The 13612-nt window shown below is 45.5% G+C and carries 12 protein-coding genes; all 12 read left to right on the forward strand.

Going from position 1 to position 13612, the window contains the following annotated elements; all coding sequences use genetic code 11:
• Window positions 1-4: 4 nt before the first annotated feature.
• Window positions 5-1657 carry a flagellar basal-body MS-ring/collar protein FliF gene (gene fliF / locus VF412_RS00850; RefSeq protein WP_331337297.1) on the forward strand — a complete coding sequence of 551 codons (1653 nt, stop codon included), beginning with the start codon at window positions 5-7 and terminating at the stop codon, window positions 1655-1657.
• Window positions 1657-2691 (forward strand): flagellar motor switch protein FliG, encoded by a 1035-nt coding sequence (fliG, locus tag VF412_RS00855; protein ID WP_331337298.1) that lies wholly within the window; start codon window positions 1657-1659, stop codon window positions 2689-2691. Before fliF ends, fliG begins: the two co-directional genes overlap by 1 nt.
• Window positions 2678-3487, forward strand: a complete 810-nt coding sequence (locus tag VF412_RS00860; RefSeq protein WP_331337299.1) for a FliH/SctL family protein — start codon at window positions 2678-2680, stop codon at window positions 3485-3487. The genes fliG and VF412_RS00860 overlap by 14 nt, the downstream gene beginning before the upstream one ends.
• The gene (locus tag VF412_RS00865; RefSeq protein ID WP_331337300.1) at window positions 3487-4815 is read left to right on the forward strand and encodes a FliI/YscN family ATPase; all 1329 of its coding nucleotides are present in this window, start codon (window positions 3487-3489) and stop codon (window positions 4813-4815) included. The genes VF412_RS00860 and VF412_RS00865 overlap by 1 nt, the downstream gene beginning before the upstream one ends.
• Window positions 4816-4874: 59 nt before the next feature.
• Window positions 4875-5324 (forward strand): flagellar export protein FliJ, encoded by a 450-nt coding sequence (gene fliJ / locus VF412_RS00870; protein ID WP_331337301.1) that lies wholly within the window; start codon window positions 4875-4877, stop codon window positions 5322-5324.
• Between the two features lie 4 nt (window positions 5325-5328).
• Window positions 5329-6168: a hypothetical protein gene (locus VF412_RS00875; RefSeq protein WP_331337302.1), complete on the forward strand. Its 840-nt coding sequence runs from the start codon at window positions 5329-5331 to the stop codon at window positions 6166-6168.
• 69 nt (window positions 6169-6237) lie between these two features.
• A complete protein-coding gene (locus VF412_RS00880; RefSeq protein ID WP_331337303.1) occupies window positions 6238-8115 on the forward strand; it encodes a flagellar hook-length control protein FliK in 1878 nt (625 codons plus the stop codon).
• Window positions 8116-8223: 108 nt separating this feature from the next.
• Window positions 8224-9234, forward strand: coding sequence for a flagellar hook assembly protein FlgD (locus VF412_RS00885; RefSeq protein ID WP_331337304.1), 1011 nt, complete (start codon window positions 8224-8226; stop codon window positions 9232-9234).
• A gap of 1 nt (window position 9235) precedes the next feature.
• The gene (locus VF412_RS00890; protein ID WP_331337305.1) at window positions 9236-9673 is read left to right on the forward strand and encodes a TIGR02530 family flagellar biosynthesis protein; all 438 of its coding nucleotides are present in this window, start codon (window positions 9236-9238) and stop codon (window positions 9671-9673) included.
• Between the two features lie 167 nt (window positions 9674-9840).
• Window positions 9841-11124 carry a flagellar hook protein FlgE gene (locus VF412_RS00895; protein WP_331337306.1) on the forward strand — a complete coding sequence of 428 codons (1284 nt, stop codon included), beginning with the start codon at window positions 9841-9843 and terminating at the stop codon, window positions 11122-11124.
• A 350-nt stretch (window positions 11125-11474) separates the two neighbouring features.
• A complete protein-coding gene (locus VF412_RS00900) occupies window positions 11475-12149 on the forward strand; it encodes a response regulator transcription factor (RefSeq protein ID WP_142697640.1) in 675 nt (224 codons plus the stop codon).
• Complete coding sequence (locus VF412_RS00905) at window positions 12130-13545, forward strand: ATP-binding protein (protein ID WP_331337307.1); 1416 nt, start codon at window positions 12130-12132, stop codon at window positions 13543-13545. Before VF412_RS00900 ends, VF412_RS00905 begins: the two co-directional genes overlap by 20 nt.
• Window positions 13546-13612 lie beyond the last annotated feature (67 nt).

Genomic DNA, 13612 nt, shown 5'->3' on the forward strand with positions numbered 1-13612 from the left:
GGCCTTGAACAAAATTTTCGGTGGATTGGTTGTCCAGTTTCGCGAGTTCTTTAAAAACTTAGGACCAACCAAACGACTTTCAGTCATAGCGGTATCAGTGATTGCCCTTGTGGCTTTGTGTACGATGCTGTTCATGGCTTCGGGTAGGGACTATGTTGCTCTTTTCACAAATATCCCTACAGAGCAGGTTTCTACAATTGTCGCTAAATTGAACGAAAAGAACATCCCCTTCCAACTTCGTGACGAAGGCAAAACAGTTGCCGTTCCTAAAGAGCTTTTACATTCAACACAAATGACGTTGATGGCTGAAATCGGTTCTCCGAAAATGGGAACGATCGGTCTTGAGCTTTTTGATAAGCAGGATTTCGGCGTAAACTCTTACGCACAAAAAATTAATTACCAACGTGCCCTTCAAGGTGAGTTGATGAGAGCCATCAACACTTTGACAGCGGTAAAACAATCTAAAGTTATCTTAGCCTTGCCTGCGAAAAAGACTTTCCTTGAGGAAGGTGGTCAACCATCAGCTTCGGTCGTGGTTGAACTTCATCAGGGTAAGGAATTGAGTGCGGATCAAGTTCGCGGTATCCGTTACCTAGTTGCCAATGCTGTTGAAGGTATGGATCCAGATAAAGTCGCGGTTCTTGATGAACGCGGTAAAGTTTTGACTCGAACATCTGACGGTTCTACCGGTGGTTCGAACGAACTTTTGGACCTAAAAGCAAAAGTTGAACACGATTTAGAAGATCGTATCGAAGACATTTTGTCTAAAGTTGTAGGTCATGCGAAAGTCGTGGCTAAAGTAGATGCGCAATTGAATCACAGAGTGATTTCCTCTGTGGAAGAGGTTGTAGATCCAGATAAAACGGCGATCAAGTCGCAACAATCTGAAGAGGAATCTTTGGATGGTGCAAGATCAAATCCATCTGGAATTCCAGGATCTCGCTCGAATATTCCTGGTGCCGAAGATAACAATGGCCAAACAGGATTCAAACAAGACGTAAAAAAAGAACTTAAAACAATTAACTATGAAGTTCCTAAAACAGTTCGTAACATCCGCGAAACTGCCGGAAATCTAGAGCGAGTAAGTGTTGCCGTTGTTGTGGATGGCGTAACCACGACAACGACGAAGCCGGATGGCACAACAGAAACAAAATGGGCTCCTCGCTCAGCGGAAGAAGTAAAAAAATACGAAGACTTGATCAAGAGCGCTATCGGATTCAACGCGGCTCGTGGGGACTCTGTCAAAGTAGAAACAATTCAGTTCCAACCTGAAGACTTCTCGGAGGCAGAAAAAATCCTGACTACGCTTGAGCGTAAGAAGTTGATCCATGCTTTGTTCAAATGGGCTTTGCTTGGTTTCTCGTTGGCTTTGTTCTTCTTCATCGTGGTTCGTCCATTCATGCAATGGATCACGGACAGCTTCCAAGACTCTGTGGAGGAAATGCTTCCACGTACCATCGAAGAATTGGAAGAGTTGCAGTCCGTCGATAACACACTTCCTGGTATGTCTACAGCCCTTCCTGTTCTGCAGGAATCGATAGATCCAGAGAAAGCTGAAAGTGAATTACTTAAAGATCGCATTATGGCTTCGATGAGCCGTGATGAAGAAAAAGCAGCAAATGCATTTGGTATGTGGCTCGTTAGGAAGGATGGCTAATGAAACTTCATAAGGCCGATAACATTGAGTATGAAAATCTAAAAGGCTTTGATAAGGCCGCGATCCTGATCAATTACTTGGGACGTGATGCTGTTAAAGTTCTTCTTCGTCGTATGGATGATGCGGATATTCGTAAGCTGATCAATCAAATGAGCAAGCTGCGTGTTGTTCCTGTACACGTTACAAAACGTGTCTTGGAAGAATACTATGAAATGATTTCGGAAACTGAAGACTATATCTTCTCTGAAGATATCTCTGCTAAAGATACAATCGTAGATGCTTTGGGTGAAGAACGTGCCCGCGGTATCCTGGGTGGTTTGAATATCACTTCGGGCGGTTCGCGCTCGTTGGAATCCCTCGAGATGGTGGATGCGAAATCCTTGGCAACGTTCCTTGTGAACGAACATCCGCAAACTGTTGCGGTGATCTTGGCTCACTTGGAGCCAGAGAAAAAAGGTGAGGTTCTAAAACGTCTTCCTGAGGCATTGCAGGCCGAAGTCGTTTTGCGTATGGCGAACCTTGAGCACGTGGATCCAGAGTTGATCGCAGAGATCGACCGCGTGTTAAAGAATCAATTATCAAATACAGCAACTGTGGAACAAGCAAGTCTTGGTGGTGTTCAGCCGGTGGCAGAGATGCTCAACGTTATGGACAAGAACACAGAGACTGCGATCATGTCGCGCTTGGAAGAAAAAGATCCTCTTCTTGCGGAAGAGATTCGCAAACTTATGTTCGTATTCGACGATATCGTCAAAATCGACGACCGTGGAATTCAAACTCTTCTCAAAGAGGTTCCGAACGACAAGCTTTTGCTTGCTCTCAAAACTTCAAGCGAAGAGATCCGTACCAAAATATTCAAAAATATCTCGGCTCGTGCGGCAGAGATGTTACGCGAAGACTTGGGCAACATGGGACCTTCTCGTTTGTCAGACGTCGAGTCTGCGCAACAGGAGATCGTCAATGCGGCTCGCCGTTTAGAGGCCGAAGGAAAAATCCTGATTGCAAGAGGCGGTTCAGAAGATGCCATGGTCTAATAGCAGCCCAGGTAATGGGCCTGTTCGCAAAGCGAAGTCTGTTCTGTCCAAAGAGTTGGCGGATCAAACCGTATTGGAATTCGTTCCAATGCGCTTTGACCTTGGAACTCCGGATCCAGCGATGGGCTATTTAGAACAAAAGCAAAAAGGTTCGGACTTCCGCATGAACGACGCGGTTCGCGTGCAAACGGGGATCGATCAAGTCGAGAAAATCAGCGAAGAGGAAAAGGTCGAAGCGGCAGCTCTAGAAAAGCTAAAAGAGATTCAAGAGCAGGCTTACCGAGAAGCTTATCAGTTAGGCCTTGAAGAAGGTCGCAAAGAAGCTTTCGAAGCGGTTTCTGCTGAAATTACAGAACGTATGGCGACGATGGATACTCTTCTTCTTGGTATTAAAGAATTAAAAAAAGAATTATCTTCATTCAATGAGTCTCACTTGGTGCAGCTGACTTTCCAAATGGCAGCGCGCTTGGCGAAGACTCAGCTAGAGGGAAATAACGAAGCCATGATTCAGATTCTTCGTGATGCTGTGGGCCTGGCTCAAGACGAAGAAGAAATCACCGTGCACGTTTCCCAATCTCAATTCGAATTTATGGAAGAGCTTAAAAAAGAAACGGCTCGCGAGTTTGAGTTTGCGAAGAAAATCCGTTTCGAACCAAATTCTGATATTACGGATGGCGGTTGTATCGTTGAAACCAATTACGGTGAAGTCGATGCGCGTACCGAACAGCGTATTCAACAGCTTTGGGCGACTCTTTCTGAAAATATGCCTAAGGTCAAAAACAAGGTTGCTAGCTAATGAGTGAGTTCGAACTCAATCTCGAAAAGTATTCTGATATTGTCAGTTCAATCCACTTAACCCGCGATAGCGGAAAAGTGACTGAAGTGAATGGAATGCTTATCAAAGGCTACCTTCCAGGTGCTAGTGTTGGAAGTATCGTGCAGATCAATCCCGCAGGCACTGACAAATCTTTCTTAGCCGAGGTTGTTGGTTTCAAAGACAAACACGTATTGATGATGGCCCTCAATGATATGAGAGGCGTCGCTTTAGGTTCTAAGATCATATTATCTCGCCAAATTGCGACGGTTCGCGCCGGTGAAGAGCTTTTGGGGCGTGTGGTGGATGGCTTGGGGCGTCCCTTGGATGATAAGGGCGAAATTGAAAATTTCCGTGAAATTCCTTTGTACAGTGAGGTTCGCAATCCCCTGGCTCGCAGACCTATTCGCGAACCTATTGATGTTGGGATTCGTTCTATTAACGGAGCATTAACCGCTGGTCTAGGTCAGCGTGTCGCAATTATGGCAGGTTCCGGTGTGGGTAAGTCCGTCCTTTTAGGGATGATGGCTCGAAATACCAGTGCCGACGTGAACGTGATTGCCATGATCGGTGAACGTGGCCGTGAGGTTCGTGAATTCATCGAGCATGATTTGGGCCCGGAAGGTATGGCCCGCTCTGTGGTGGTGTGCGTGACGAGTGATCAAAGTCCTCTTCTTAGAATGCGTGGCGCTTACGTGGCGACAGCCATGGCCGAGTACTTCTGCTCGCAAGGGAAGAATGTTCTTTTGATGATGGATTCCATCACGCGCTTTGCAATGGCCCAACGTGAAATCGGTTTGAGCACTGGTGAGCCGCCTTCTCAAAAAGGTTATACTCCAAGTGTATTTGCAACTTTGCCAAAATTATTAGAGCGAGCGGGCTCTTTCGAAGGCGAAGGCAGTATTACAGGTTTCTATACGACGCTTGTTGAAGGCGACGACATGAACGATCCTATCGGGGATTCCGTTCGTTCCATCGTAGATGGGCATATTGTTTTGAGTCGTGCGTTGGCGGCTCGTGGACACTTCCCGGCTGTTGATGTCATGCAAAGTGCAAGTCGTGTGATGAAAGCTGTAGCTTCTCCTGAACACGTGAAATTGGCGCAAAAACTTCGTGAAACATTGGCTGTTTATAAAGATGCAGAAGATTTGATCAACATCGGTGCTTACAAGCCAGGATCGAATCCAAAAATTGATAAAGCTGTGAAAGTCATCGATCAGGTCAACGACTTCTTAAAACAAAGAGTTGAAGATCCGACCAACTTCACAAGCACTGTTCGCATGATGCAACAGATATTAATGAACGCTTGAGGCTGTTAAAAAAGGCCCATTTCCTCGAAAAATGATAGGCAGGATGCCTGGAGTAAGTTTTGAAATTCAAATTTCCTCTGCAAAAAGTTATGGATCATCGCAAGGTCAAGGAAAGCCTTGCCCAAAAGGATTTTCAGGATGCTGTTAACATCTTGAATGAGCAGCAAGCTATTTTGGATAAAATGAATCGTGACGTTCAAGAGGCCCATGCTCGTGCTGGAACACTAGCGCAGATGGGCGGTGCCCAAGGTCCAGCTCTTTCGCAGATCAATGATTTCCTCAATGGACAAAAACTTCGCATTGCCCATCAGGTGCAAAAAGTTCAACAGGTCGAGAAATTGGTCGAGGCCAAGAGAGAGCTTTTGCGACAAGCCGCTCTAGACTATAAAATTATGGAGAAGATGCGGGAAAATAAGTTCGAGGAATACAAAGCCGAACGAATTTCCCAAGATCAAAAAGAGATGGATGAACAAGCCATTCTGCGCTTTAAAGCTGTGAAGGAATCATAAGTCGATGAAGAACGGATACGATCAATTCTTTAAGAATGCTCGAAAAGCTGCTGACGAAAATGGTGGTGGAATGAAGTTCCACAAAAATCCTGCACCTCGTTTGCAACTTGATCTTGCATCTGAAGACATTGAACAGCAAATCCGCCGTCGTATGAAAATGACAGCTCCAAAAAGAAAAAAGAAAAAGCCGGTACCTTGGAAAATGATGAGCGTGTCTTTCCTAGGATTGCTTGTTGCCTTGTGGGGAGTTTACAACCACGAGCAAGTTGAGCAATTGGCGAAACGTGTGGAATTCACGCTGACAGGGGAAGCGGTTGCGGAGAACACACCCGCTAAGCCAGCTGCCAAAGAATCTACAGCGAAAGATGAAAAAGCTGCGACGACAAGCGATTCCAAAGACGGTCGTACTCCAGCCGATGATAAGTCCGATAAAACAGCGGCGATGTCTGCTGATGATCTTGACCACTTAACGAAATTGAATGATCGCAAAAAAGAACTTGATGCTCGTGAAGAAGAACTGAATCGCCAAGAGGCGGAACTACAAGCGCAAAAAATTGAAATGGATAAACGACTCAAAGAGCTTGAAGAGATGCGCGGCAAAATCTCTTCAATGCTAGAAGAACGTGTCAAGGCTGACGACCAGAAGATCGATACCTTGGTACAGATGTACTCCAATATGAAGCCCCCTCAAGCGGCCAAAGTCTTTGAGACAATGGACGAGGATTTGGTGGTTGAAATACTTGGTCGTATGAAAAAGAAAAATGCTGCTGATATTATGAATTTATTAAAACCAGAAAAAGCTCAGATTATCACTGAGAAGTACGCTGGGTATAAACGGCGCTAATGCGCACAGTGCTGCAGCGACGGCAGTCGCGAAAGCTGAAATAACTTCGTTCCAAGGAAGGAGGAAGGTTTGTTAAATACAGTCGGCCCCCAAATGGTGGGTGCGACCGATTTGAAGTCGATGTCTTCTGCAAAGACATTTGAAAAAGACTTCAAGGGTTCCGGAGCTGAATCTTCATTCGGGAAGACTCTGCAAGACAAGCTGAATAATAATCCAGTGAGTCCGAAAGATCCGAAGGAATTAAAAGATTCTCCACGGCAGGAAGCGAAAGCGAAGGATCGTGAAGACAATGACGATTCTGAACAGAAGCCCACAACCGAGGACAACGGGAAGACGGAACAAAAGGTTGCAAAACCGGATGGGAATGTAAAAAAGAAGTCGGCGAATCGACAACAGGCTATAAAAGAATTCATGGACTCTTTCGAGAGTGAATTTGAGATCCCTCCCACACGACTTGTGGAAGCGATGGCCAAGTTGGACGACAGCCAACTGAAAGAATCCCCAGAGAAAACAGCAGATGCTGTGGTGAAGAACTTGGGTTTAGACGACGCTCAGGCTGATAAAGCCCGTGCGATGTATGCATCCATGCTCCTACAGCTTCAACAAACACAACAGCCTCAAAGACCAATGCCGGAAATGGCACTGGGTGGTGGTTTGGCGTCTCAACAAGGCGTCCAAGCACGTGTTGCTGCGGCTCAAGAACAAAAAACGATGATGGGATCCTCAATTGAGCATCTCAACAAAAAGTTTTGGATGAATGAGCAAGCTGCACCAACGGCGATGCCAACTCTTGATGGCAATTTGGCGCAAAAAATCACGATGGATGACTCTGCATTGGCAGCCGACGGCACCGATGCGGCCGCTCTTGATGTGATGGGTAAAGGTGCTCAAGTTCCAGAGATGCCTCAGGCGCAACAGGCAAAGGTGCCGCAGCTTCCTCCGCATTTGCAAGGTCAGATGCAGGACACGATGTCGCCAGCTCTTTTGGCTGCTCTTGCAGCTAAGAAAGCGGCAGCTCAGCAAAGGGCAGCTGGTGAAGCTGGTGAGGACTCTCCAGAAATGAATGGCGAAATGGCGACGGGTGTGGAGGCTCCGCAAGCTGGAAAGGCTTTGCAAGGTCCGCAAGCTCAAAATGTTGTTCAAGGAAAAGCGACGGCGCAAGAGTTCCTGCAACAGCAACAACAAGATCCTCAAGGACAGTCGTTCATGCAGAACCAGAAAGAGTTCGCGCAAAAAGCGACGGGTCACGAGAAAGATTTTGTAAAGGGTAAGCTCACTGCGAAAGCGGCCGAGTTTAAAACCGCAATGACAGGAATGGAAGGCCAAGGTCTTCAAGGTATGCCAATGAAGGCAGATGCTTTGAAGTTCGATCCGATGGCTCCAGCTCCAGTAGCGGCTCCCGTGGCTGGTCAACACAATGCCGAAAATGAAGCAGCTGTGAAGCAGTTGATGAATCAAGCTCAATACTTGATTAAAAACGGCGGCGGCGAGATGAAAGTTCAAATGACCCCAGAGGGCATGGGAACTGTTCATCTGAAAGTAATGCTTGAAAACGGCAAAGTGAACCTTCAGATGTCAGCGGATACTCAAGAGGCGAAAAAGACAATTGAGTCTAGTCTAGCTGAACTGAAAACCAGTCTTGCTGCCCACAAGCTCTCGGTAGAAAATGTAAAGGTTGATGTGGTGAATTCCGCGTCGGCAGATACTGCGACTCAAAACCAAACCAATATGAACGGACACGGTCAAAGAGATCAACGTCAATTCTGGAACCAGTTCAATGATAACTTCGGCAACCAGGGACGTCGTGAAGCTTTGGCAGATTTCCAAAACATCAAAGGTTATGGTGGAAAGCGCGCAGATCCTTTGCAGCCGATCGAGACAGCAAACGCAAAATCAAGCGTTCGCACTGTGAACGGCAAAGGCAGTGGACTAAATTTGGTAGCGTAGTCAGCGGAAGCCGGCAGAGCGGCAGCTGAAGCAACACGGCGGAGGCCGGCAGAGCCACAGCGCCGGAAGGCGCGAAGGCTGAAGCAACTTTTAAATGGAGAAGACGAAATGACAATGGTAAATGCTAAATTGGGAGTGAATGCGTTCGGTGCGACTTCGGCGAAACCTGAAAGTACAAACAACGCAGCGAATACAATCAGTGCCCAAGATAGAGTAAAAACCGGCGAGGAAGATGTTGGCTCGGTCGCCAATAAACTTGCAGATCCCAATTGGACAGATCCTTCTAAGAAAGTTCGCACTGTAGGTAATCCAAATTTGGATAAAGATGCTTTCTTCAAATTGATGCTTGCACAAATGAAGAATCAAGATCCGACGAATCCGATGAAGTCACATGAGATGGCGGCTCAATTGGCGAACTTCTCGTCACTCGAGCAAATGCAGAACATGAACAAGACACTTGAAGAATTGAAGAACGCACAAAAGCCTTCTGAAAATTTCCAAGCGTTGAACTTGATTGGTAAAGCCGTTGCTGGTGACTCTTCAAAAGTGATGCGCGGACCAAACGACAAAGAACACGATTTCCGTTTTTCTCTTCCAATGGAATCAAGCGAAGTCACTGTGAAAGTGCGCGATTCTGATGGCAACGTTGTTCGTACGTACAATCTGAAAGGATTGAAGAAGGGTGATAACAAACTCACTTGGAATGGCGAAGACGAAAGAGGCATGAAAGCTCCGGCAGGAGAATATCAATTCATGGCAGAAGCAAAAACTTCTGACGGAAAAAAATTGGGAATCAAAACAGACTTCGAAGGAGTGATCACGGGAGTCAGCTATTCTGGTGAAGGCCCTATCTTGAACGTAGGGAACCAAGCGATTCGCTTCAGAGACGTAAAAAAGATCACAGACCCACGTCTTATGAACAACGACCAGAAAGTAAATGATGTTACAAACCTAGACTTGAAGAAAGGTGATGTCACAGCGCAAACTAAAAAAGAGGGGAACGTAGAGTCACAAAAGACTTCCACTACTCCATCGCCTGTAGCAAAATCTAAGATCATGGATACCGTGGGTTTGTCCCGAGACATGATGGAGAAGATCGCTAAGGAGACGATGAAGTAAGATGGTTGACTTAAAGAAGATACAGACATTCGATCAACTCATCCCGAAGCAACCGGGTAAGGTTCAACAACCTGACCTTGGCGGAGCGGGACCTTCCTTCAAGGACGCCTTGGAGCAAGTCGGCGGAGTCAACAAACCGCAAGGCTTGAATCAAGTGAATCCTCAAGGGCTAACAAAGCCTTCTGAAGGAGTGAAGTTTTCGAATCACGCAATTGAGCGTATGAGAACTCGAGGCATTAGTTATAGCCCCGAAGACATCACGAAGCTTAGTGACGCGATTTCGAGAGCTGCGGCGAAAGGTTCAAAGGATTCATTAGTGTTAATGAATGACTCTGCACTGATCGTCAGCGTGAAGAACAACACTGTTGTCACAGTGATGGACAAGAATGCATTGAAAGAAAATGTGTTCACGAACATCGACAGCACAGTGGTGATCTAGGGCGCAAATTCTGCGAAGCTGTCCCGAAGTGACAGATAGCGGAAAAGACCGAAACATATGATGTGTTGAGGTTGGTTTTAAAAACTAAATATTAGGGCTGGTCCTCGTAGAGGAGGCCCTCCAAAACGGTGGTTCTCGACTAGAACTGCCAACGACATGGAGGTCACATGGGTATTCTTTCTTCATTGTACACGGGTGTGTCTGGTATGACGGCTCAGGGCGAAGCCCTAGGCGTTATCGGTGACAATATCGCCAACGCGAACACTGTCGGTTTCAAAGCGAGCCGCGCAGAATTCCAAGATATTATCTCTAAAAACTTAAAAGGTATCCTTGGTGGTAACCAAATTGGTCGCGGTGTTAAGATCGGTGCGGTAAACCCAATCCTTTCTCAAGGTAACGTGGATGCAACTGAAAAAGTAACGGACCTTGCGATCTCTGGCGATGGTTATTTCAAAGTAAAAGGTTCAGATGGTGAATCTTATACTCGTGATGGTTCTTTCCACTTTGACCGTGAAGGTTACCTAGTAACAAACGACAATCAAAAAGTTCAGGGTTTCTCGACTGATGATAAAGGGAATATCTTGAATAAATTGACTGACATCAAATTCCCTCGCGCATTGATTCCAGCGAAAGCTACTAAAGAAATCAAGTTGGACCTTAACTTGGATTCTCGTATGGAAGCCAATAAGAAATTCGATATCAAAGATCCATACTCGACTTCTCACTACTCTACAGGTGTTGAGATGTACGACTCTCAAGGTAATAAGCACTTATTGAGCTTGTTCTTCAATAAGACAGCAGACAGACAATGGGAATACAAAGGCCTGGTTGACGGTAAAGAAGTTACTGGCGGCGAAGAAGGCAAACTGTCTCAAGTATGTTCTGGTAAGTTGGAGTTCACCGTTGACGGTAAACTTGATAGCAACACAATGACTTCATCTAATTTCAACTTCAAGGGCGGTGCTCTTCAAGGACAAGAAATTAAAATCAACTTCGGTGACGCTATTAAAGACGGCGGTAAAGGTATCGACGGTACTAAGCAATATGGTAAGAACTCTGACCTTATCTCTTGGCATCAAGATGGAGCAGCTGCAGGTACAATCACGAACTTGTCATTCTCTGACGAAGGCGTGTTGACGGCAGTTTACTCTAACGGTCAAGCACAAGACTTGGCGCAAATCGCTCTTGCGAAATTCGAAAATCCAGAAGCGATGTTTAAAGTTGGTAACAACCGTTTGAAAGAATCTAGAGATTCTGGAACTCCTTCTATCGGTGGCCCGGGCACTGCAGGTCGCGGCAAATTGTTCGCGAAATCCCTTGAGAGATCTACTGTGGATCTAGCAACTGAGTTCGTAAACATGATCCAAAATCAACGTGGTTTCCAAGCCAATGCGAAGACAATCACAACAACGGATGAGCTTCTTAACGAAGTAATCCAATTGAAACGATAATTGCATTAGTTAAATAGCTCATCTGTAATTGGATGAGCTTTAACTGAGATAAGTAATTTTAAGTAAGCTTTTAATGGGGTCTTCACAGCTCCCGCTGTGAGGCTCTAGTAGATCTAAACCAAACCATGTCGAAACAGGCTCTCTGACCCGGAGCCTGTTTTTTTTTATTTGGCAATCACCTTTCGTTTGGTTTCAGATTTCTTCTCGGCAATCTTACTCGGCACAGCGATTAAATGTCTGTAATAATGGGGCTTTTTGCCATATTAATTAAAAATCGGCCTTTTGTTTAGAAACATTCCTGATATACACTGGCGCCAGAAATTAAACGCACGTAACAAAGGTGACTCCGAATGAGATGCTTAGTTGTTGAAGACGATAATGAGATTGCAACGATTGTAAAACAAGGCCTTGGCGAGCTTGAAGGCGAAGTGGAAGTTGAATCCAACGGCCGTCGCGCTTTCGAAAGAGCTTTGACTAATCATTACGATATCATCGTGTTGGATTTGATGCTGCCTGAAATGGATGGTTACACATTCGCAAAGTCTCTTCGTGAAAAAGAAGTGAACACTCCAATCCTCATCTTGAGTGCTCTGCGTGAGCTTGATGATCGCCTTAAAGGCTTAAGCATGGGTGGCGATGATTATCTTACGAAACCTTTCGCGATGGCTGAATTGCAAATTCGCGTGAAGAATCTTTTGAAGCGCGCTCAAAAAGCTTCCGAAGTGACTCAATTGGTTTTCCAAGATTTGAAATTGAACCGCTTGAACCGTGATGTGGTCCGTGCGGGAAGAAAATTGGATCTTCAAGAGCGTGAATTCGTTCTTCTTGATCTTTTCATGAGCAATCCAAACAAGATAATCGGTAAACAGACTATCCTGAAGGAAGTTTGGAATTATGATTTTGATCCACAAACAAATGTGGTAGACGTATTGGTATGCCGTCTCAGAAACAAGCTGGAAAAAGATTTCCCTACACGCCTAATCTATACAGTCAGAGGTGTAGGATATGTTCTTAAGTCGTCTTAAGCCGACGCTGTTCCGAATCAGTACTAAATTAACGTTCGCGTATTCTTTAGTACTGATTCTTAGTTCTACGCTGATTTTCAGTTATCTATACTTTCAAATTACCCGCGCGCTTCAAGAACAGGAGCGCACGGTTCTTCAAAGTAAACTCGAAGAATATAGCAACCGCATCGAGATTCGTGGACTCAAGGAGTTCGACGAATACTTTAAGTACATCCCGAACTACGATCGAGATGCGGCTTTGCTAGTAGGTGTTTTCTCGCCTCGAGAAGAGACCCTGTTTTTTCACGAGCCTTTCCCAAGCTTTAAAGTCGATATGAACTCTTTGAAAAAAGAGATGAGTCTGCAAAACGCACATAGCAGTTTTGCTCTTTCTTTGCCTGAACAACATGGTCACGAAGCCATTATGATTCTTGGTAAGAGTTTGAAAGACGGTAGCCGTGTCGTAGTTGCAAAAAGCACCGAGGGCTTGGCGGCCCAGCTTCGTAATTTACAAAAAATTTTCTGGTGGTCTTTGATTCCGGTGGCTTTTATTGGATTCCTAGGTGGTTTGTTGCTTTCGAACTCTACGCTAAGCCCGGTCCGTGAGATCATCAACTCGATGAAAAAGATCGATGCTGGTGCTTTCAATACTCGCGTTCCGATCGGTGGCAGTGACGATGAGTTGGAAGAACTAAAAATCCTATTCAATAAGATGCTGGATAAGATCGAAAACCTGGTGAATGGACTTAAAGAAGCCTTCGATCACTTGGCCCATGATATTCGTACTCCAGTGACTCGCTTACGTGGTCGTGCGGAAATTGCTCTGACAAGTGAAGGGGACATCGAGTCTTACCGTGAAGCTTTGCAAAGCTGCTTTGAAAACTCGGATAAGATTCTTAATTTCCTACAGGTATTGACTGATATTACTGAGGCAGAAAACCGCAGTAAAAGATTGAAGCTTGAAAAGAAATTTATCAGTGATTTGGTTCGCGAGATCATGAGTTTATACGAGATGGCTTTTGAAGAAAAAGACATCCGTGTCGTACAAAAGCTGGATAATCATGACTGGGCCATGGTGGATGCTCGTCTGATTAGCCGAGTGATCGCGAACTTGCTGGATAATGCGCATAAGTACACACCCGCCGGTGGTGTTGTAACAATAGAAACGATCAACCAAACTGAACATGTCATTCTTCGAGTGACTGATTCGGGCCCGGGGATCGCAGCGGATGAACACTCGATGATTTGGCAAAAACTATATCGCAGTGACAAAAGCCGCTCTGAATATGGAATGGGATTGGGCCTGACCTTTGTAAAAGCAGTTGTCGAAGCCCATGACGGAACGGTATCAGTGAAGTCTCCTGTCAAAGACGGGCACGGAACAGAGTTTGAAGTGACGCTTCAAAAAATGGCCTAAAAAGAAAAAGCCCCTCGTGCAGGGGCTTTTTTATTTCATTAATAGCTTTTAAAGCGACTCGCGAATA

Origin of the sequence: Bdellovibrio sp. (genome assembly GCF_036384735.1) — a bacterium.
Lineage (GTDB): Bacteria > Bdellovibrionota > Bdellovibrionia > Bdellovibrionales > Bdellovibrionaceae > Bdellovibrio.

Bases quoted from the DNA above. Each gene is read 5' to 3' on its own strand.
- VF412_RS00865 (WP_331337300.1), top strand. From the start codon at position 3,487: ATGAGTGAGTTCGAACTCAATCTCGAAAAGTATTCTGATATTGTCAGT.
- VF412_RS00900 (WP_142697640.1), top strand. From the start codon at position 11,475: ATGAGATGCTTAGTTGTTGAAGACGATAATGAGATTGCAACGATTGTA.
- VF412_RS00895 (WP_331337306.1), top strand. From the start codon at position 9,841: ATGGGTATTCTTTCTTCATTGTACACGGGTGTGTCTGGTATGACGGCT.
- fliG (WP_331337298.1), top strand. From the start codon at position 1,657: ATGAAACTTCATAAGGCCGATAACATTGAGTATGAAAATCTAAAAGGC.
- VF412_RS00860 (WP_331337299.1), top strand. From the start codon at position 2,678: ATGCCATGGTCTAATAGCAGCCCAGGTAATGGGCCTGTTCGCAAAGCG.
- VF412_RS00905 (WP_331337307.1), top strand. From the start codon at position 12,130: ATGTTCTTAAGTCGTCTTAAGCCGACGCTGTTCCGAATCAGTACTAAA.
- VF412_RS00875 (WP_331337302.1), top strand. From the start codon at position 5,329: ATGAAGAACGGATACGATCAATTCTTTAAGAATGCTCGAAAAGCTGCT.
- VF412_RS00885 (WP_331337304.1), top strand. From the start codon at position 8,224: ATGACAATGGTAAATGCTAAATTGGGAGTGAATGCGTTCGGTGCGACT.
- VF412_RS00890 (WP_331337305.1), top strand. From the start codon at position 9,236: ATGGTTGACTTAAAGAAGATACAGACATTCGATCAACTCATCCCGAAG.